This window comes from Rhodococcus sp. IEGM 1379 (assembly GCF_030056815.1).
Taxonomy (GTDB): Bacteria; Actinomycetota; Actinomycetes; order Mycobacteriales; family Mycobacteriaceae; genus Rhodococcus_F.
The window spans coordinates 155681-175060 of record NZ_JASHKR010000001.1 but is presented as its reverse complement, the minus strand read 5'-3'; the positions used below and the strand labels follow the sequence as shown (position 1 = coordinate 175060).

20 protein-coding genes are annotated in these 19380 nt (G+C 59.5%); 12 read left to right on the top strand and 8 right to left on the bottom strand.

Going from position 1 to position 19380, the window contains the following annotated elements:
* Positions 1-33: 33 nt before the first annotated feature.
* Together QM600_RS00750 and QM600_RS00745 are read left to right on the top strand one after the other, a co-directional pair.
* Positions 34-783, top strand: coding sequence for a hypothetical protein (locus QM600_RS00750; protein ID WP_283259572.1), 750 nt, complete (start codon positions 34-36; stop codon positions 781-783).
* Between the two features lie 257 nt (positions 784-1040).
* Positions 1041-1469 carry a PaaI family thioesterase gene (locus tag QM600_RS00745; RefSeq protein WP_283259571.1) on the top strand — a complete coding sequence of 143 codons (429 nt, stop codon included), beginning with the start codon at positions 1041-1043 and terminating at the stop codon, positions 1467-1469.
* A 71-nt stretch (positions 1470-1540) separates the two neighbouring features.
* On the opposite strand, the gene QM600_RS00740 is transcribed toward QM600_RS00745, so the two are convergent.
* Complete coding sequence (locus QM600_RS00740) at positions 1541-2938, bottom strand: NAD(P)/FAD-dependent oxidoreductase (RefSeq protein ID WP_283259570.1); 1398 nt, start codon at positions 2936-2938, stop codon at positions 1541-1543.
* 1242 nt (positions 2939-4180) lie between these two features.
* On the opposite strand from QM600_RS00740, the gene QM600_RS00735 reads away from it, so the two are divergent.
* The 6 genes from QM600_RS00735 to QM600_RS00710 are packed head-to-tail and all read left to right on the top strand — an operon-like array spanning position 4181 to position 9948.
* Positions 4181-6277, top strand: coding sequence for a glycosyltransferase (locus tag QM600_RS00735; RefSeq protein ID WP_283259569.1), 2097 nt, complete (start codon positions 4181-4183; stop codon positions 6275-6277).
* A gap of 29 nt (positions 6278-6306) precedes the next feature.
* Positions 6307-6579 carry a PqqD family protein gene (locus QM600_RS00730; protein ID WP_283259568.1) on the top strand — a complete coding sequence of 91 codons (273 nt, stop codon included), beginning with the start codon at positions 6307-6309 and terminating at the stop codon, positions 6577-6579.
* Between the two features lie 7 nt (positions 6580-6586).
* Positions 6587-7465, top strand: coding sequence for a hypothetical protein (locus QM600_RS00725; RefSeq protein ID WP_283259567.1), 879 nt, complete (start codon positions 6587-6589; stop codon positions 7463-7465).
* Positions 7444-8574, top strand: coding sequence for a nucleotidyltransferase family protein (locus QM600_RS00720; protein WP_283259566.1), 1131 nt, complete (start codon positions 7444-7446; stop codon positions 8572-8574). The genes QM600_RS00725 and QM600_RS00720 overlap by 22 nt, the downstream gene beginning before the upstream one ends.
* Positions 8571-9590 carry a UDP-glucose 4-epimerase GalE gene (galE, locus tag QM600_RS00715; RefSeq protein WP_283259565.1) on the top strand — a complete coding sequence of 340 codons (1020 nt, stop codon included), beginning with the start codon at positions 8571-8573 and terminating at the stop codon, positions 9588-9590. The genes QM600_RS00720 and galE overlap by 4 nt, the downstream gene beginning before the upstream one ends.
* Positions 9583-9948 (top strand): SRPBCC domain-containing protein, encoded by a 366-nt coding sequence (locus QM600_RS00710; RefSeq protein WP_502942839.1) that lies wholly within the window; start codon positions 9583-9585, stop codon positions 9946-9948. The genes galE and QM600_RS00710 overlap by 8 nt, the downstream gene beginning before the upstream one ends.
* Positions 9949-10600: 652 nt before the next feature.
* Here the strand turns inward: QM600_RS00710 and QM600_RS00705 are convergent.
* The 3 genes from QM600_RS00705 to QM600_RS00695 all read right to left on the bottom strand — a co-directional run bounded on the left by QM600_RS00705 (position 10601) and on the right by QM600_RS00695 (position 12699).
* Positions 10601-11248 (bottom strand): RES family NAD+ phosphorylase, encoded by a 648-nt coding sequence (locus QM600_RS00705; protein WP_283259564.1) that lies wholly within the window; start codon positions 11246-11248, stop codon positions 10601-10603.
* Positions 11249-11845: a hypothetical protein gene (locus QM600_RS00700; RefSeq protein ID WP_283259563.1), complete on the bottom strand. Its 597-nt coding sequence runs from the start codon at positions 11843-11845 to the stop codon at positions 11249-11251.
* Between the two features lie 65 nt (positions 11846-11910).
* Positions 11911-12699 carry an alpha/beta fold hydrolase gene (locus QM600_RS00695; RefSeq protein ID WP_283259665.1) on the bottom strand — a complete coding sequence of 263 codons (789 nt, stop codon included), beginning with the start codon at positions 12697-12699 and terminating at the stop codon, positions 11911-11913.
* A 4-nt stretch (positions 12700-12703) separates the two neighbouring features.
* Here QM600_RS00695 and QM600_RS00690 point away from each other — a divergent pair, with 4 nt between their 5' ends.
* Complete coding sequence (locus tag QM600_RS00690) at positions 12704-12904, top strand: hypothetical protein (RefSeq protein ID WP_283259671.1); 201 nt, start codon at positions 12704-12706, stop codon at positions 12902-12904.
* On the opposite strand, the gene QM600_RS00685 is transcribed toward QM600_RS00690, so the two are convergent.
* Positions 12871-13722: a hypothetical protein gene (locus QM600_RS00685; RefSeq protein ID WP_283259562.1), complete on the bottom strand. Its 852-nt coding sequence runs from the start codon at positions 13720-13722 to the stop codon at positions 12871-12873. The genes QM600_RS00690 and QM600_RS00685 overlap by 34 nt on opposite strands.
* Positions 13723-13859: 137 nt before the next feature.
* Positions 13860-14924 (bottom strand): hypothetical protein, encoded by a 1065-nt coding sequence (locus tag QM600_RS00680; RefSeq protein WP_283259561.1) that lies wholly within the window; start codon positions 14922-14924, stop codon positions 13860-13862.
* 109 nt (positions 14925-15033) lie between these two features.
* Between QM600_RS00680 and QM600_RS00675 the strand changes: the two genes are divergently transcribed.
* The 3 genes from QM600_RS00675 to QM600_RS00665 all read left to right on the top strand — a co-directional run bounded on the left by QM600_RS00675 (position 15034) and on the right by QM600_RS00665 (position 17565).
* Positions 15034-15495: an antitoxin Xre/MbcA/ParS toxin-binding domain-containing protein gene (locus tag QM600_RS00675; RefSeq protein ID WP_283259560.1), complete on the top strand. Its 462-nt coding sequence runs from the start codon at positions 15034-15036 to the stop codon at positions 15493-15495.
* Positions 15496-15642: 147 nt separating this feature from the next.
* Positions 15643-15975 (top strand): hypothetical protein, encoded by a 333-nt coding sequence (locus QM600_RS00670; RefSeq protein ID WP_283259559.1) that lies wholly within the window; start codon positions 15643-15645, stop codon positions 15973-15975.
* Positions 15976-16464: 489 nt separating this feature from the next.
* Complete coding sequence (locus tag QM600_RS00665) at positions 16465-17565, top strand: GGDEF domain-containing protein (RefSeq protein WP_283259558.1); 1101 nt, start codon at positions 16465-16467, stop codon at positions 17563-17565.
* Positions 17566-17592: 27 nt separating this feature from the next.
* On the opposite strand, the gene QM600_RS00660 is transcribed toward QM600_RS00665, so the two are convergent.
* Both QM600_RS00660 and QM600_RS00655 read right to left on the bottom strand, forming a co-directional pair.
* Positions 17593-18036: a DUF5709 domain-containing protein gene (locus QM600_RS00660; RefSeq protein WP_283259557.1), complete on the bottom strand. Its 444-nt coding sequence runs from the start codon at positions 18034-18036 to the stop codon at positions 17593-17595.
* Positions 18037-18086: 50 nt separating this feature from the next.
* Positions 18087-19268, bottom strand: coding sequence for a lipase family protein (locus QM600_RS00655; protein WP_283259556.1), 1182 nt, complete (start codon positions 19266-19268; stop codon positions 18087-18089).
* Positions 19269-19380 lie beyond the last annotated feature (112 nt).

Below are 19380 nucleotides of genomic sequence, written 5' to 3'. Positions count from 1 at the left end.
TTCGGCGAATTGGAGCGCATGGTGACCATGACCATGACCACCCAGCATGTGCAGTCACGAGATCCCGACCTCCGAACTGACGCATTCGCTCGCACGTGTGCCCGACTGCGGGCCCTCAACCCTGACTGCCCGCGGGTATATGCGGTGGCTGCGATGTCAGACGAAGGAAAGCGTCGGTGGTGGAGACTGAGTACCGGTTTGGAGTCGGACCGCGTCGACCACCTACTGTCGAGATCGTTGCAGGATCTCGACAATTCCGAAGCTGCTGCAACGCAAGTGGCAACGTCGTTGATACATGCGATCGTCGGCAGGGTGGCGGCGTCAATCGTGGCAGACGGCACCGCCTGGGATCCGGGCCTGGAGAATCTCTGGATCCACATGGACAATGACAGCAGTATCGACTGGGCCGGTGTCGCCGATGAAACTCTGCGCGTCGCCCCCGGAAGTTCCCAGTACGGCCGCGATGGGGTTGTTGAAATGCCCTGTGAGGCAGCGTTGTCCATCTGGGCGGCTCATCGTTGCTTGACGTCGCTTCGTGCGGTACACAGTGCGGTGTCGCGACGTGCGCCTATTGACTCTGTCCGATTCTGGGGTTTGGTCGGCGAATCGATCCTGGGCGCGACCGCGTACGTGCCGATTCTTGCCGGTGAGGGCGAAACGGCTGCGTGGCGACGTGGTCAGGGATTGCTCGACGCGTTTGTCGGCGCCGGCGTTCCAGTTCGAGCGCGTCGAAAGGCTCATGTGCGGCCTCGTTGGAGCGAGTTGGACCAAGCACTTGCATAATTAGGTAAACCTTGCCTATCCTTAGGTGTGCGGGGCGGGAAGTACCGGCCCGCACAGTGCAATCAACTGCCGGACCGCGCCGGAGTCCTGAGGGCTGCAGAGACTCCCGGTCCTTCCCGCGGCGGGTTTCGCATCACACGATGCGGAGCCCGCCGGTTCTTGTTTCCGGACCTGAGTCCAGGCTCGAGTAGATGCTCGTGTAGGCAAGTAGTCAGCGGCAGCCACTCCGGCGCCACGGAACCACAGATGGAGAAGGCATGGCCGACACAGCTGACATTGCCGAAATGAAGAACTTGTTAGGAACCGGCTTCGACGCCACCATCGGCTTGGAATACACCGAAGTGACACCGGACCGTGTCCGCGCACAGTGGACGGTGAAACCCACGTTGCATCAGCCCGCAGGAATTCAGCACGGCGGCGTGTATTGCTCCGTTGTAGAGTCACTGGCCAGCATCGGCGGCACAGTGTGGCTGGGGGAGCGCGGCCATGTTGTCGGCGTCAACAACAACACCGATTTCCTGCGGGCAACCCGCGAAGGCACGCTGACCGCTGAGGCCAACCCGATTCATCGGGGGCGCACGTCGCAGCTCTGGGAAGTTCGCATATCCGACGAGAGCGGTCGACTGGTCTCCAAGGGTCAAGTTCGCCTCGCGAACATCACCGATACCGCAGCGATCGGAAACTGAAGTCAGAACGGCTGAAACAGGAGAACGGCGGCGGAATCGAGATTCCGCCGCCGTTCTGTCTGCTCAGGATGTCAGCCAGCTGCTTTTTTCTGCTTGTCAGCAGATTTGCCCGCCTTGACTTCTGACTGTTTCTGTTGGTGTTTCTCCAACTCGCCCATGGCATTTCGAGCAAATACCTGCTGCTCGGTGGACGCCATCTGAGCGCGGCCGCGGCCGAAGAACGTTACAACCCACGACAGGATCGTGGAAGCACGCGAGCGGAACCCGACCAGGTACAGCAGGTGGATGGCAAGCCACGCAACCCAGCCGATGAAACCGCTGATCTCGAGCTTGCCGACCTTGGCCACCGCGCTGAAACGCGAAATGGTGGCCATACTGCCCTTGTCGAAGTACTTGAACGGCACCCGCGTAGTCGGGGCCTGGCCGTCGATCTCGGCTTTGATCTGCTTGGCCGCATATTTGCCGCCCTGCATCGCGACCTGCGCCAAACCGGGCAACTTGTCCAACGACATCATGTCGCCGACAACAAATACATTGGGATGACCGGGCAACGACAGGTCCGGATTGACCATTACTCGACCGGCACGATCGGTCTCGCCGCCACTCTGCTCCGCCAACTGCTTGCCGAGTGGGCTGGCCTGAACACCCGCCGACCACACCTTGCACTGCGACTCGATGCGGCGCAGCGTGCCGTCCTTCTCCTTGATGATCAGTCCGTAGTTGTCGACATCGGTAACCATGGCGTCCAGCTGGATCTCGACACCGAGACCCTCGAGCGTCTCCGCAGCCTTACGGCTCAATTTTCCGCCGTAGACCGGAAGAACCGCCGAAGCGCCGTCGAGCAAGACGACGCGAGCCTCACGGGGATCGATCTTGCGGAACGCACCATCGAGAGTGCGACGCGACAACTCCGCGATCTGACCGGCCAGCTCCACACCCGTCGGGCCGGCACCGACAACGACGAACGTCAGCAACCTGGCTCGTTCAGCAGGATCGTCGGACAGCTCAGCCTGCTCGAAGGCGCCGAGAATGCGGCCGCGAAGCTCGAGAGCGTCGTCGATCGTCTTCATTCCGGGGGCGAACTCGGCAAAATGGTCGTTGCCGAAGTACGACTGACCAGCACCCGCCGCAACGATCAAGCTGTCGAAGGGAGTGACTGTGACGCGCTCCAAGAGCCTCGATGTGACAGTTCGGTTTTCGAGGTCGATTGTCTCGACCTCACCGAGAAGAACCTGGGTATTCTTCTGCTTGCGCAGGACGAGCCTGGTAGCGGGAGCGATATCGCCCACCGAGAGAATTCCGGTAGCTACCTGATAGAGGAGCGGCTGGAAAAGGTGATGGGTGGTACGCGCGATCATCGTGATGTCGGCATCGGCTTTCTTGAGAGCCTGAGTGCCGAACAGTCCACCGAAGCCGGAACCAATCACCACAACTCTGTGGCGGTGCGATTCAACCGACTGGATGCTCATTCCATGCTCCTCGAGTTGTAGACGACGGGTCCTACGGTAGTCCCACGAGCGCTCAGGTTCTCTGCGAGTTCACAAGAGGTCCACCGTGAGCGGAATCGATCCAGTAACAAGCCGGCGACTCCCCACCGTGATCTCTTCCTGCAGGGAGTAGCCAGATTGCGGTCCGTGGGGGACTACTGCCGAATCGACAAGATAAACAGCGCAATACATCCGCCCACAAAAACCAGAATCGACAATGCGACCGACGCGTAGCCGACGCCTACTCCGATAGATGCCCAATCCATGTGCTCACCCTCTCCTTCGTTACGAACTGATGGTTCGATCACATCACCGTACTGATGCCTCGACGGAATCGACAGCGAGAGTCAACGACGGCGCGCCGCGGACTCCTGATTCGAATTTGATGTGACTTCGAGAACGGGTGACGACAGTCATAAAAGGTCTCGTCTCGAGCTGAGTGAAAACTCCCCAATCGGCGTGTAGCTGCACGTTCTGTTGCGTAGCTGAGGGTTTGCTTAGATAAAACCTCGAGCTCGTAAACTCCACGTAAAACGTGCAAGTTGGCATAAATCGGACGGAAAACCGACCAAAGTTCAGCGAGTGTGCTCGAATAGTTGCTCAGAGAATGCTACGTTTCTGCCAATTCGTCACGATCCGTGCTTCGGCACTCGAGACCCCTGGGGTAACGCTATGAGCAACGATGCATTTCAGAATGTGCCGGTCGGTCGCCGGAAGTTCGTCAAGACGGTATTGGCCGCGTCGGCAGTCTCGGTTCCGATTGTGACGTCCATCAGTTTGGGAGGTGCTGCACCGGCTTTCGCTTCGGGCGACACTCCCAACCTGTCTGGTATTCCGAATCGCGGCCAGGGCCAGAATAGCCAAGGCGGACAGTCGGACGATGGGGGAAACGGGACAGGCCAAGGCGGTAACGGCGGCCAAGGTAATGGCGGTGGTGGCGGTACAGGGCCAAGTCAGCCCGGAGATTCGGGTTCTTCGGGTAGCTCAGGTTCTTCGGGTAGCTCAGGATCAGGGTCGACAGGGTCAAGCTCTGGTTCATCGGGTAGTTCAGGGTCGGGATCGGGCGGCACAACGACGACGGTTCGCCCGACTAATCCGACGGAGCCGACAATACCGACGGAGCCGACTAATCCGACGGAGCCGACAATACCGACGGAGCCGACAATACCGACGGAGCCGACGGAGCCGACCTAGTACCTGGCCTGCAATGGAGGGCAAATCACGATGAGTGAGTTCGATATCGCGCTGCACCGCGCTCTGAAGAAGCTTCAGAGCACGGACGCAGTGGAGGTCCGGGAGACACCGCCCCATGGAGAGTCAGTAGATCTCACGATTGCAATCGCGACGTATGACGATTTCGACGGCGCGTACTTCACGATCCATTCGATACTGACTCACCATCGTGAAGTTCTCGATCGAGTCGAGTTCGTATTGTTGGACAATTTCCCCGAGGGACTGCCGGCACCGATGCTGGAATCGTTCGCGAAGTACATTCCGCGGTTTCGTTATATTCCGTTCACGGATGTTCGGTCCACCGCGGTCCGAGATATCATGTTCCGCAAGGCAACTGGAAAATATGTACTCGTTCTCGACTCTCATGTGATTTTGGCTCCCGGATCGCTGGCGTCGTTGTTGGCCCATTTCGATGCCGACCCCGACACCGACGATCTGATTCAAGGTCCGATGCTGTCGCAGGATTCTTCACACATCGCGGCTACCCACATGGAACCTCGGTGGAACCGAGGCATGTTCGGTGCCTGGGGTGTAGACCCACGGGCCAAGGAAAACCCCGAGGTTCCCTTTGAGATCGACATGCAAGGGTTGGGTTCGTTTGCGTGTCGTCGCGGCGCGTGGCCGGGGTTGAACGCGCACTTCACCGGCTTCGGGGGTGAAGAGGGCTACATTCACGAGAAGTTCCGCATCAATGGTGGAAAAGTAATCTGCCTGCCGAGTTTCCGTTGGCTGCATCGATTCGAACGGCCGTTGGGCGTCCCATACCGCATCAATTGGCCGGATCGGATTCACAACTACCTGCTGGGCTGGCAAGAGATCGGTTGGGACGTCGAATCCATCCACCGCCAATTCTCGATGTATCTGGCAGGCTCCTATCCCGGCATTCGTCGGCAGGCTGAGTTGAGTCTGCAGAAGCCTGAACTGGCTTTCGGCGGAATCCTGGTACTCAGTGACGACCGTCGAATCGCTCCGTGGCGTTCGTGCCTGGGAGAAGCCGAGTCGATCGAGTTGTCGATCCACCGCGTGCTGCCGGCAGACGAAACGCCGGATACGTGGCGGGTTGCCAGTGCATTCGTCTCCGGTATCGACAAAGCGATTCTGTTGGGTTGGAAGTCGGTGGTGTTCCTGACGGAGGACACCGTGATTGACGGTGCGCTCGCATACAAGCTCAGAAATGTCGCTGACGATCTTGCAAGCGGCGTAGACAGCGCCGTCATCCACTCGTGGGGCGATGACCATGCAAGCTATGCGTTGATCGTGCGTGAGATGGCCTACCGGCGTCTGCGTGATCAGCTGTCCGAGATGATCTCGGGTACTGGCATTTCGAAACTCGGCCTGCCAGCATGGTTACTCGCTGAAGACGCCGTCGACATCGAACTGAATCAGCCTCTGGCGCCGGCGAGAACTGTTCTGTCGACCGATGAAACGTCGACGTCGACAGAGTCAATCGCGACGCTGGGCGTGGTCGTGGTCAACCTCGATATCGATATCGACAGGTGGAATTCGTCGTGGCGGACATTCAATCGACTTCCGAATCTTGCTGAGGTAGTGCGACTTTCGGCGTTCGAAGACCGTGCGAGCCCGGACGTCGGATTTGCAGCGTCCTGGCGCCGTGCGATTGCTTTGGCAGCTGAGAAGGAATGGGGTTCGGTTCTCGTCACCGCCGACGACGTCGACTTGCTCGACGCCTCCAGTTCGATCCTGGAATCGGCGCGTACTGAACTCGAACACAGTTCGTGGGATGTGGTGCAGTTGGGGCACGATGCAAAATCTCGCAGTGGCACATTGATCGACGGTTCGTCGCTGATACGTACCGGTTCCGGAAACCGTGGAGTTCACGCCGCTCTGGTCCACTCGCGTGCGTTCGAACGGATTCTCGACTCCATTCCCGACCCGAATTCGGATCTCGAGGGATTTGCGACATGGGCGGGTCGCTACCGCACCATCGGCGACTTCTTGGTTGACGGCAGCGTCGCCGGTAGGTTGACGTGCTGCTCGCTTTCACCGGGAATCGCCACCAACCGTGACTTGCTCCGCGCCGGCGCGGTCGAGTCCGACTATTCACAACGATTCACACTCGGCCATTGACAGTTCACCGACATATGCAGGGAGATTCCGTGACCGAGTTGCTGGTAGATACGAAACCACAACGCTCATCGAGCGTCGAAAGTAACGACCTCACCGACGGAGTTGTGTTGTACGACAGTTCCGTCGAGATTGCGCATCATCTCAATCCTGTCGCGACGTTGGTGTGGGAGTTGTGTGACGGGCGGACCGTCAGCGACATCGTCAATGCGGTTATGGAGGTCTTGGAGATCCCCGTGATCGAAGCAGAGTCCATTGTCAATGAAACGCTCGGACAATTGACCACTTCTCGTTTACTGGTGTGAAACGTTGGTGAACGCGCAGGGCGCTGAGGATATCCGCGCGCACTACCTATGGGTCGACGCCGTCGTCACTGGGGTGTTGATGCCGGAGGTCGGCGTCGTCGAACACAAGGTCGCGAGCCCGTGGTCTGCCGAGCACCGGGTGAACGCTCACATCATGCCGGACGAATCCTGCCCGGATCGGTGGGACGTGACGATTGATTCCACGATGGAAGCCGCTGAAGAAACCCTGACCGGTCTCGACGGACTGCATATCGCGGAGAGTATCTATCGCACGGTTCACCGGGACGTCATGTCGGCGGCTCACACCGAACAGTGGACGCGCTTGCATGCGGCGCTGGTTGATTGCGGCGGGGTGCGAGTGGCGATTGCCGGGCATTCGGGTGCCGGTAAGACCACCTTGGCTCTGGCACTGGCTCTACGGGGCGCCCAGCTTCACTCAGACGAAGGGATCTTCATTCGAGGGCAAGACGCAGTGGGGCTTCCGCGTCGGATACACATCAAGACCGGAACTTTCGACGTTCTCCCCGAGATCCGTGCGCTTGACTTACTTCCTCTGCCGTACGAACCGCCGGTATGGGCGCTCGATCCCACAACACTGCCGAATCCACCAGCTTCCGCGTCGGCGGCGCGCGGCATCGACGTGTTGTTGATTCTCGACGGGTGGGGGGAGACCAAGACATCCATCCAGCCGATGCCCACCGCGGTGGCTTTGCGCTCGCTCGCCGAGCAGTCCGCATTGTGGTCCGACGACCACGGACTCACTCTGCGAAACATCGCCACATTGCTCTCGAACACCGCCTGTTACAGCCTTACTCGGCACCATGCCGATACCGGGGTTGCTTCCGTCGACGAATTGGTGGCGTCATGCGTGACACGCGGTACCTGATTGCGATGCTCGATCCTGCTGGTGGGCCAGACCTGATCCGGTTGTGTTCGGCGCAGGAATGGCCGCGGATCATCGACACCGCCGCCCGGCACAAGGTGCTACCACTGCTGGCCGCCGCAGCTGTCGACGCCGGATTCGCGTCGATCCTGCCGGCAAGTTTCGCGAAGGTACTCGCGGAATCCACGGCCCCCGTGTCGAGTCCTGAATTGACCTTGAGTTTGGTCCACCACCGCAATGCGCTCCGTATCGCGGACCTGGAATCCCAGCGAGCTGAGCTGCAGGAGATGCTGCGAGGCAAGGGATTTCCGACAGTCGCACTCAAAGGCGCGGCGCTTCTCGAATGGAAGGTCTGGCCTAATCCCGCGGCGAGGCGGATGACCGACATCGACCTCCTGGTCATCGACCCCGCTCACGCAGTCTCCGCCAACGACGCGATCATCGACTTCGGCTATCGGATGGTTCTCCCCGACGAAGTAGCGAGTGATTCCATCGATCATGACGATCACCAGGAACCGGCACTGCTCCGCGACGACCGTCACGGCTCTGTCGAGATCCACTCACATCTTCTCCCGCGCTTCGCTCGTCATGCACTGACACGAGAGCGTGCAGTCCACGGCATTCCCGCCACATTTGAGCCACCCACGTTGGCAATCAGCGATGCGGCACTGCACATCATCGCGCACGCTCGGCTTGCCGATCGCGCACTGATACGCGCAGACCCCGCCCTGAACAGCGTCTTCGACGTCGGCTACCTCATTGCTTTCAAACCGGCGCTCGCCCCCCAATTGGCGAGGCTCCCATTGCCGCGTGATGTGCGCCGGGCAGTGAACGTGCATCTGGCGGCCGTGGAATCGGTGTTCGGCCTCGATGACCTCGGTACCACGGCGTCGGCGCGGATGTGGTGGCGATGGACACTGTGGTTGGCAGATCGACCTCGCCTACATTCGCTCTATCGCGACGTGGTGATGGTTCCGCTGTTCCTGGATCGCGAGAGGCTCTCCATCCGAGAAGGCCGCGACTTACACGGACTGGCGTTGGCACGCGCCCGCCTGTCACATTTCACCAGGCGGGCGCGCACTGCGCTCGGTGATGCCGGGGGAGCGGCATGAAAGTGCTGATTACCGGCGGAGCCGGATTCATCGGAAGCACCATTGCGTCGAGGTGTGCTGACGCCGGGATCGATGTCGTGATCCTCGACAACCTGGTGACGGGGCGATTCGAATTTGCCCAGCGCTTCCCGTTCTACCGGGGAGACATCGCCGATGATGCCCTGCTCGACACCATTTTTGCCGAGCACCCCGATATCGAGGCAACCGTTCACTGCGCAGCGCTGATCGTTGTCGGCGACTCCGTGACCAGTCCGGTGCAGTACTACGACAACAACGTCTCCAAAGCGCTGATGCTGGTGTCGAGCTTGCTCCGCAACGGGTGCAGACGATTGCTGTTCAGCTCGTCGGCCGCGGTGTATGCCGCCGACCACGGAGGGTGTGTCGACGAACGCTCGATCATTGCCCCGCAGAGTCCCTACGCACGCAGCAAGGCACACTTCGAATCGATGCTCGCGGACATCGTTGCAGCAACCAACCTGTCGGCTGTGTCGCTTCGCTACTTCAACCCGGTAGGGACAGACCCGGAATTGCGCAGCGGATTGCAATCCGCGCATCCAACTCATGCTCTGGGGAAACTCTTCGAAGCGCATTCGACCGGAACACCTTTCGCTGTAGCGGGAACGGACTGGCCGACGCGAGATGGCTCTGGATTGCGCGACTACGTCCATGTCTGGGACCTCGCCGACGCGCATATCCGCGCATTGGAACGGTTCGATCGGATTACAGCCGACTCGACCCGCACCACCGTCGTCAATCTGGGAAGTGGACGGGGGACCACGGTATGGGAACTGGTCCGAGCCTTCGAGGAGGTGCTCGGACACGACGTCGTCGTAAGGACGTCATCGAGGCGACCGGGAGACACTGCCGGCGCCTACGCGTCGAAAACCCTCGCTGCCCAGCTACTCGGATGGGTGCCGTCGCGCACCCTCGAAGCGGGGATCGAGGACACCTCACGGTGGTTGGCCGTACGTGAGAGTCGATTGAGTTGGAGCACGTTCACAGCGCGAAATCCGTGAGATCGGCGAGCAATTCCGAGACCGTCGCACGATCTACCTCGGCCAGCGTGCCACCGCGCACGACGATTCCGGTAGTGCCGATATCGTCGGCACAGTAATCGAGAGCGAACCACCACACCGACTGGTCCCGACCTGGGCAGTACCCGACGGTAGCGGCGACACTTCGTCGCAAGTGACCTTCACGATCGAGCCCTTCGGCGCGATAGTGCGACTCAGCGTGACGCACGAAAACCTCGTCGACGAGGGGGAGTACAACGATATTTCCCAGGGTTGGCCGGCAGTTCTGTCCAATTTGAAGTCACTCCTCGAAACCGGGCACGTACTACCCGACACCCCTTGGAAGATGCCTTCGAACTGATGAGCGAACAGCGGTGTAGGGTCATCCCGCGTTCGAAGTAGAACGAAAGTCTGTCCGAACGCCGAGAAACCCTTTCCACATTCGGGGTGTCAAACATCAGTCAACTACGGAAACCTGAAGTTTCCCGAACATTAGGAGGGGGCCTTAGTTCGCACCATTGCAAAACAGACACTCACAACCTCACGCCCTCCAAGCCAAATAACCGCTACCGCAGGGAGATCGGGGAGTCGTGTGACGAACCATGCTCACGACACACCGGGGGTGTCCCTATAAGAAGGGTAAATATGCCGCTGGTATGGAACTGCGGCAAGGGGAGAAGCGGCGCTTTTCGTTTACTTCGTTGACATTGGGGGACTTGGGTGCCTTCGATGCCGTCCCGCGAGGGGCCTCGGACACGCCAGCCGGCGCGGTTGGCAATTCTGGTGCGAGAGTAGCCTCCTTGCGCAGTCGAACCGCGATCAAAAAAGTAGCGGTCGACCCCAATGGGGTCGACATTCCGAGTGATCAATATCAGCAGGTGACGGAATCATAGAATTTTCCGAATTCATGACCACGCATCTGCAAAGACCAACGGAACTCAAGTCTCAGCATCAACTCCACCTTTGCCACCACTAATGACTGCACAAATCATCGACCCCGAAGCTCGGGGTGTTCAGATCGGCCCGAGCGCTGCATTATGAGTGGTCAGGAGCGTGCCGAGTAGGTAGTGCCCGTCGGCACAGTCGAGTGGAATCAGCCCACCGACAGCCTCGACGGCAGGATGAGAAGAAACGCTGGGGGAGTCGGATAGCATCCACGACAGCGTGTTCTCATCGTGTCGGGGCCGATACTGAATTCCGTCGACATCAGGATTCGCTGCGAGTATTGCCGCAGTCCATCGTCGTGTGTGGAGGTACCCCGACGGATCGCATTTGGTCAGCCAGACGCCCGCATTGATTCGCGCTGCACCAGCACCCGTCAGATCAACCACGCGCGCCGGTCGAACAGTCCGAAGCTCACTCAGCACTCGATCGACAATCTGTGCGCGCGGGATGAGGCGAGGGGAGTGGTTCACCGGTAGATTGCGGCACAGCGTCTCTGCCACTGCTGCGGCCGGACTGTCGCCGAGATAGAGATAAGAGTACGAACCGTCGACACTGTCGAAGCGGCCACCCACACGTACCCGAGGCCTCGCGATGGGGTTGAGATCCGCAGCGCCACGTGATGCGCTGTGAATACGCCAGAGCGACGTACCGACAGGGATTGTGGTGATCAATGCAGGAGGTAGCGACGAGGGTGGATCGGTGTAATCCAAATCCACTCAGCCTTGCGTCAGATCGTCGACCATATCCAGCAGGTCCTGCTCATGTCCTCCCGCGACCGCGAGTTCGGCGGGCGAACGAGGGTCGTCGGCAAACGTAGTCGGATTCAGCCACCACGATGCGACGCCCCACGGATCATCCTTAGCGCCTAGGATCCGGTTGATCTGAGCGACGATCGGTCGCACCTTCTGATGTGTGGAGTCGAATTGGAAAGCCGGATAAAGCTTCTGACCCGACGCGGGTAAGGCGATGACGGTACCGGTCGAAGTGAGTCGGCTTGCTGTATTTCGACTTGTCGCAGATTTGCCCAGGACGCGACTGACTGCAGTCGAGTCGAGCATTTCGTGCTCTTCGACAATCGAATTGAGTGCAGAGGCAACGATGCGGGTTCGGGCAACTGCGGCGGCGGCAGGATTCGCAACTGCAGACTCGTGCTGCAATGCCAGTGCAGGTCCCATAGCTAGAAGTGCAGTCACATCGTCGCGCACTGGTCGCAGATTGGGTCGCCGTGAGAACTCCTCGGCAAGTAGCACCACAAGGTCCTGATCCGACAAGGCATGAATCGAATCACGTACGCGGTCCCGGTCGACGAGCATGTCACCACCTCCAGTTGTGCCATCAGCGTACCGCGTACCTGCCGTGTCGGCATGCAGGAGAGGACTTACTGCGATCCGACAACAGAGCTGAGCGCTGCGTTGAGTTCGGCAGCCGGCTGCATCGGAAGGGTGTGGTGCGTCGCTGAATCAAGAATCACCGTACGAGCATGGGGAATCGAAACACGTATCGACCCTTCTACTCGTCGACTGTCATGAACCTTGCTTCGACCGGCAAGGATGACGGTGGTAGCGACGGACAACGAAGCAAGAGCCTTCTTGCCCGGGCGCTTCGGCACGATTGTTTTCGACTTCGGGAAGCTAGCTGCACCGCGAGCGAGCAGCGAGAACCAGTCTTCGTCCAGTGACGCGCCATCGGTTTCCCATTCGATGAAGGCGCGTTCGCGCTTTTCGTTCGGACGCAAGAGGATTGGCAGCGCGTGCAGGAGGTACTGCGGCTTCATGCCGGTGAAACACGAGTTTGGGTCAATCAGCACCAGTCGATTCACGGCGTCAGGGTTACGTATGGCGTAGGCCAAGGCGATCATTGCGCCGTACGAGTGGCTGATCAGGCTGGGGGAGTCGAGTCCCAGGCCGCCGACGACGGTCCCGAGCCAATCAAGAAGGTCATCGATAGTCTTCACGGGTTTGCCGCGGGCGATACTGCGGCCGACGTCTCCGATCAGATCCACCGCGTAGACCCTGTTGTGTGCACTGAGCGCACTTACATTGCCGAACCACACCGCCGAAGTCGCTCCACCACCTGGGAGCAGAATGACCGGTGCACCATCCCGCGGTCCGCAAACATTGACATGGGTTGTGCCGTAATCGGACGAACGAGATGAGAACGATCGCAGACGGGTGCTTCTCGGTGTTACCGACAGCGCGAAGGAACTGGGAGGGTCATTCTTCGGCCCCCTCATCGGGCACGCCGTCGATGTCTTGGAAACCTTTACGGCGCAGCAGTTGAAGACGATCGGTGAGTTCCTGACCAAGATGAGTATGGCTGTGGAGACCACTCGCGCAGATCAGGCCGGCGCCCACGAACCGTCGGGGGACTGACACCAAATTCTCATGTCGCCGAGAGCCAGGAAGTCACTGTTCAACCAATAGGTTGTGTCGGGATCCCAGCCGGCGAGCACGGTCGCACCGGAGTGCTCAGCGTGAGGGATCGTAATCCCCGGCGTCGAGAGATAACCCATCATCGTAAGGTGCACGGCATCGTAATCGGCGACAACTCCGGTCCAATCTGGAATGAACCAGTCGTGATACTCACCAGTGGTGTAATGCCACTCTGAACGACGCGATGCCGGCACAGCGAGGGGATAGGTATCAACGAGGTGAGCCCAGTCTGCCGGACAGGTGATCTCGTACACCCGGGGTGTTCCCGGTACCCGCATTGGCCAGATCCGTGCATAACCCCATCCGAAGCCGTCCTCTTCAAGCATGAGGTCCATCGCTTCGATGCAGTCCCGTGATCGGGTCGTGCGATAAATCCCGTCAGCGAGAGGTATTGACCACCATTCACTGCCGACATCGCTGTCAGGATCCTCGATCAGATACTCGACAAACTTCGCTTCCTGCGCGAGTGCACGTTCTCGCCACCGCTGCAGTCCGTCGCCCACCGGTTGAATGGGCAGGGCTAACTCAGCCAAATCACTGGTCGAGTTGAACTTCTGGATCAATCGCTGGTTGGCAAGATCGACTGGCTCGCTCCACCAACCAGTGCTTGCCGACGCCAACAGGGCCTGAGCAATCGGGCGTAAGACTGCGACGGTCTCCGGACGCGCAAACACGAAGTCTTCTTCGTCCGGCGGCTGCCAGTAGTGCGCGCAATCGACGGCATACGCCAACGCGTTGAGGATCTCGATTTCTGGCAACTGTTCAACCGCTTGAACATCAACTTTCGCGAGGACATCAAGAACATCGCGTCGAAGACTACGATACGAACCATCGCCGTTGATGCACGCATAGCCAATGTTCGCGCAAAAGTGCCGGCCACGCGGCGAATTCAACATCAGCGAAACGGCATCCAGGTGCCAACGCTAGCTGGTGGCTTCTGCGGCGACGGAGTTGACGATGCCTCTACCCAAGGACCATCAAGCGAACGACGCCATTCCGTCATGGTGTCGCCGATAGTGATGAAGTCGCTGCACAGCCAGTACGTGACATCGGGATTCCAGCCGGCAAGCACCGTGGCACCTGAGTGTTCGGTCAGAGGGATCGCGATTCCGGGAGTCGTAAGATAGCCGACCATCGTGAGATGCACCGCATCGTAATCGGTGACCACAGCGGTCCAATCCGGAACGAACCAGTTGTGATGCTCACCAGTGGTGTCGTGCCAGACAAAACGACGCGATGCCGGTACAGCGAGGGGATAGGCATCGACGAGGTGAGCCCAGTCCGCGGGACAAGTGATCTCGTAGACACGGGGCGCTCCATGGACACGCACAGGCCAGACACGTGGATAGCCCCATCCGGGGCTGTCCTCTTCAAGCATCAGTTCCATCGCGCCGACGCCGTCGCGTTCTCGCGTCGTGTCATATACGCCGTCAGCCGCCGGGATCGACCACCATTCGCCGCCGATATTCCTATCAGGATCTGCTTTCACATACTCGACGAACTGTGCTTCGTAATCCAACATGTGTTCGTGCCAGCGTTCGAGGCCGTCGCCGAAATGACGAATGCGCAGAGGCTCCGCGGGCGAGTCAGGAATCGATTCGAATTTCTGCACCACTCGCTGGTTGACGAGGTCGACTGACTCAGTCCACCAACTGGTGTGCGGTGACTCCAAGATTGCTTGGGCAATCGGTCGCAAGACCGTAATGACCTCGGGGGCAGCGAAGATCAGATCGTCTTCGTCAGGCGGCTGCCAGTAGCGTGCAACATCCACTGCACCCGCCAATTCGTCGAGCATCTCGATTTCAGACAACTGCGCAATCGCTCGAACGTCGACGTTGGCGAGGTCGTCAAGAACATCACTCGGCGTGCGTTGTCGGTTGTAGCCAGACTTCCGCTCGTCATTGCTGCAAGCGAAGCCGATGTTCGCGCAGAAGTCCCGACCACGCGGCGAGTTCAACATCAGCGAGACTGTATCCATGAGTCAAAGGTAACCGTACGGTCCTGCATTTCGGGGTCAGCGACATAGTGTGGGTACCTGGTCATGGTCCATCGTGCATGGAGGAAGTCTGATGACATTGAGTGGGAACGACGACCTGGACGAAGAATCGTGGGGGACTGTGCCCACTCGAGCTGAAGTGTTCGAAGCGGTCGTTGGGAATTTAGCCAACCAGTACGCCGCTCGGCAGGCTCTCGCTGCCACTAGCCTGACGTGTAAACAAGCCGCACACCAGTTGGGTATCCGCAAACAGGCAATCACAGCCAAAATCGACGAGGGCAAGTTGATCGGACTCAAGCAGGGACGCGAATGGCGTTTACCGGCATGGCAATTCGTGCCGGACAGTGCCTCCGAAATCGTTCCACGCCTGGACGCGCTGCAAGCCGCCTTTCCTGGTGGGCCGGTGAGCTTGTCTGCCTGGATGAACAAACCGAGCAACGAGTTCGACGGGCGCACCCCACTGCAGGAGCTACTCGCGCACGGCCCGGGCGGAGTCGTCGTACATGCGCAGCGTCTCACTGCTGCAGGATGGTGAATCGCTGAGGTCGCCGCAACGAACCCTGTCCACGGGCGGCGTTCTCTGGCAGCGGATTCCACTCGCATCGAGGCCAGGGGAGCCGTGGCAGTGATGCGGCCCTATACGTTGCGGACAATCTCGCAACAGTTACAAGTGAGGTCTCCGGTGAAGCCGGCGGCGATCTGCGCTTTGCCGTCATTGGCGCAAGGCGCAGAACCTCGGGCATCGACGCAGGAATGGGCTCGGGCAATATTCGAAGATCAACCAGCTGGACACTCGGTCAGCGGGATTCATTACCGGACCGCGTACGGCGACGGCGATGCGCTTGCGCTCTGGGATTGCGATTCGTCAGTGCAGATTCGCCGGGACGCCACCGGCAATATCCTGGATCGTCCGCTGCAGCACCCGGCGTTGTTGCGTCGACTGCAAGTCGAGATGTGGAGACGACGGATCAATGTCGACACGATTCCGGAATCGGCCTGCGCGAGCTGTCACTGAACCTCAGGGAAGCGCCAGATTGCCATTACTTGACATAATGTAGATTATCGGCAAATTTCCGACCTGTGGATATAGGTGCCAAGTTCCATTCCTGTCCATCGACGTACGCGCACCCGTACCGGCCCGCCTATATACCCACGCGCACAGATTCGCCCAGCCGGCTTCCGTGGATATCTAGCCCGGCGGCGGGCGACGTCCGCACCCGCCCCAGAACTTCTGCCGAGCCGGATTCGGGGCCAGGTGATCCCGCCGCGTGTCCCTGGCTCGTCGAACCGGCAGGTATGGACGAGCCGATACGGGCACCCGGCACATCCCGATACGGCAGTGACCCGAATCAGGATCGGATACTCAATCCCCTTGCCTCAATACGTCACTGTGACAAATTGAGGTGTGAATACCGGCGCGCGTCATCGAACAATTCGTAATACCGACTAGAATCGGCGACATGCTTTGTTTTCGGCCCGCCTGTTCATTAGGTTTGCGACCTCAGTGAAACCCCTACGCGACGTGGTCGAACGATGGCTGGCAGTACCTGACCAATTTGATCGATTTACCCGATTTCTTCGTGACAACGGACTCTTGGCGATAACTCGAAATGTCATCGGCCTCATGGTGATTTCCATGGGCCTGACGATTCTTCTCAAACGGCTGGGAACTCAATCGTCGCAGGTAATCAGTCTTCCGTTGGACCTGATCATCGGTGTCCTCGCAATCATCGGCGGGGTTGCATTGCCGGTACTCGCAACTACTCGGGAACGCTCGTATCAGTTTGTCGTTGCCGGCGATCTCGCCATTGCAATCATCGTGCTCACCGAAGCGAATCTTGAACAGCGACTGATGGGTTCACTCGTGTTCGGGCTTGTCGGCTCGTACATCGCGTTCTTTCACAACATGCGAGCTCAGATTTGGCACCTATCGTTCTCAACTGTCGTCATCGTCGTTGCCAGCATCGGTGTGTTCACGGATGCGCCGACAACCGCTTTCGATGTTTTCGGGCGAATCATTTTTGCGATCAGTCTCATCACGGTGATGCCGTTGCTGACTCAAATTGCGCTGGCACTTCTCAGCAACGACGCACACAGTTCCGAACTCGATCCATTGACCGATCTGCTTAATCGGCGGGGCCTTACGCGTCGTACGTCGGAATTGGTGCGGTCCAAATCCAAGGTCGGCCAGTCATTGCTGGTCGTTGTTGTCGATATCGATAGTTTCAAGCATTTCAATGACACGTACGGTCATGATGTCGGCGATCGCGTCATCCTCCGCACAGCAAATCGACTGACCGAGTGGGCGCGACCGGACGCTGCCATTGCCAGAGTTGGTGGCGATGAATTTGTCGTCGTTCAGATCATGCCGTTGCCTGCGGTCGGCGATCTTCTTTCCCGGATTCATGGTGTCATGAACGGTTCGTTGCTTGAGCCGCGCTCGACCACGAGTATCGGAATCGCGATCCACAACGGTCTGTGGTCCGATACTGATGCGATGGACGCTGGAGTTGACGAACTTCACCGTCTGGCGGATTCCGCGATGTACGAGAGTAAACGGCTCGGCGGAGATCACGTCCACACAATTGTGATGACGTCGCCCTGAGCGGCGCAGCCCTCGAGTCGAGCAGGCCTAGTCCTCGATGATGTGAACGGCAGCTTCTTCTGCGGATGCGGCCGCACCGTCGACACCGACATCCTCGGCGACGAGTTCACTTTCCTCGTCCTCGTAGCGGCCTTCGTCCTCGGCGACGAGTCGGCCGGCGCGGCGGTTACCGACCTCGCGTTGGGATGGAAATTCCGCTTCCCGGACGGGATCGTCATCAACGGCGGGCTCGTACAACGGATCGCCGAGTTTGGCCGCTGGATCGGGCTCTTCCTCGGCGAGGCGTTGGTCAAGGGTCTCCCCCACATCCGTATCGCCGAGCAGGTACGGACGCTCGGGCGGTGAGATTCCCTCGTCGAGGATGTCGTCGACGCCTCGGTCGATCAGAGTGTCTTCGGGTTGTAGTTGATCGTCGGGATCGAGGCTGTAACTGCCTTCGAATGCCGCACCGGTGTCATCCGCATCGTTCATGACTCCACAATTCCACGCGTCGGGGTCTTGCGCCATGTGAGAGAGCCATATCAGCAGTTGCTCGGTGCTGGTTTGCCGTCGAATCGATCTTGGAGGTAGTCGAATGCATCGGGTAGGCCGAGGACTGCGGTGGTGAGGTGATCCGGGCTGGGATAGAGCTGGGATTCGACGGTTGCGCCCGCGGCGCAGTACCGGGCGTTGGTGTTGAGGACCGAATCGACGGGAATCAAAGCGTCTGTGGGACTGTGCCATTCGAATATCGGCGCGGTGGGGATGCCGGGGTAGAGTTCGACGCTGTTGGCGTTCATGACGCTGACTGCTTGGGGGCTGGTCAGCATCGCTATCGAGTCGGTAACTTGGCGGGCGCTTCGACCGGCTCCGGCGAGCAGGATGTCGTTGGTGCAGGCATTAGCCAGTTGTACTTCCATGGCGCGGCCGGCGGCATTGAGTTCGTTGCTCAGTGGCAGTTCGCTCGGGTATTCACGTTCGAGTCCCATCGCGGCGGCGAATGCGAGGCCGAATGCGGGATGGGGGTCTTGGCCGAGTGCGTTGGCCATTTTTGCGATGTTCATCGGTACGCCGCCTTGGGCTACGCCGACGAGGTTGATCTCGGGGGCGTAGGTGGGTGCAAGAGCAGCTGCCCACGCTGTTGCCATGCCGCCGCCGGAGTATCCGGCGATCGCGACGGGGCTGGACGCGACATGCAGTTCGGGTACTTTCTGGGCGGCCCGGATGCCGTCGAGGGTGATTTGGCCGCCGAGGCGTGCTGCGCCGTAGGCGCTGTTGGGGCCCAGATGGTCGGGTAGTGCGACGGTCCAGCCTCGTTGTAGTGCGACGTTCAATGCCGGGGCTTCTCGGAAGACCTTGTTGGGGTCGGAGGTGTAGAGGGTGCGCGATGGTGCGCATTCTGATCCGAGTGCGTTGACGATGTGCTGGTAGGACAGCAGTGGGCCGTCAGGTTGCTGGTTGGCGGGCACGAGCACTGTGGTTACTGCAACGATCGGATTGTTCTCGGAGTTGGTCGAGCGGAAGCTGACCTGCCAGAACGAGGCGCCGGGGAAGGTGGGGAGGTCGGGAGCTCGGCGTACCGAAATCGGGGTTCCGACGGGACCGGTTGCGGCTTCGGTTTGCGCGTAGAACGGGTCGGGGTCCGGGGCTGGGTACGCGGGGACTGCGTTTGCTATTCCGTGTCCGGTAGTGAGTGCCAGCGATAGCAATGCGGTTGTCAGCATTGCTCCGGTGAACCTACGCCGAGTTCTGAATATCCGAGTTCTGGATTGCAATGGTTTCCCCTCCACCTGATGGACATCGACACATGAACTCCGATAGGTGCCTTCCGGCACC

Excerpts from the sequence above, each read along its gene's own strand:
- QM600_RS00750 (WP_283259572.1), top strand. The coding sequence starts at position 34 with ATGACCACCCAGCATGTGCAGTCACGAGATCCCGACCTCCGAACTGAC.
- QM600_RS00745 (WP_283259571.1), top strand. The coding sequence starts at position 1,041 with ATGGCCGACACAGCTGACATTGCCGAAATGAAGAACTTGTTAGGAACC.
- QM600_RS00740 (WP_283259570.1), bottom strand. The coding sequence starts at position 2,938 with ATGAGCATCCAGTCGGTTGAATCGCACCGCCACAGAGTTGTGGTGATT.
- QM600_RS00735 (WP_283259569.1), top strand. The coding sequence starts at position 4,181 with ATGAGTGAGTTCGATATCGCGCTGCACCGCGCTCTGAAGAAGCTTCAG.
- QM600_RS00720 (WP_283259566.1), top strand. The coding sequence starts at position 7,444 with ATGCGTGACACGCGGTACCTGATTGCGATGCTCGATCCTGCTGGTGGG.
- galE (WP_283259565.1), top strand. The coding sequence starts at position 8,571 with ATGAAAGTGCTGATTACCGGCGGAGCCGGATTCATCGGAAGCACCATT.
- QM600_RS00700 (WP_283259563.1), bottom strand. The coding sequence starts at position 11,845 with ATGCTCGTCGACCGGGACCGCGTACGTGATTCGATTCATGCCTTGTCG.
- QM600_RS00680 (WP_283259561.1), bottom strand. The coding sequence starts at position 14,924 with ATGTTGAACTCGCCGCGTGGTCGGGACTTCTGCGCGAACATCGGCTTC.
- QM600_RS00675 (WP_283259560.1), top strand. The coding sequence starts at position 15,034 with ATGACATTGAGTGGGAACGACGACCTGGACGAAGAATCGTGGGGGACT.
- QM600_RS00660 (WP_283259557.1), bottom strand. The coding sequence starts at position 18,036 with ATGAACGATGCGGATGACACCGGTGCGGCATTCGAAGGCAGTTACAGC.
- QM600_RS00655 (WP_283259556.1), bottom strand. The coding sequence starts at position 19,268 with ATGCTGACAACCGCATTGCTATCGCTGGCACTCACTACCGGACACGGA.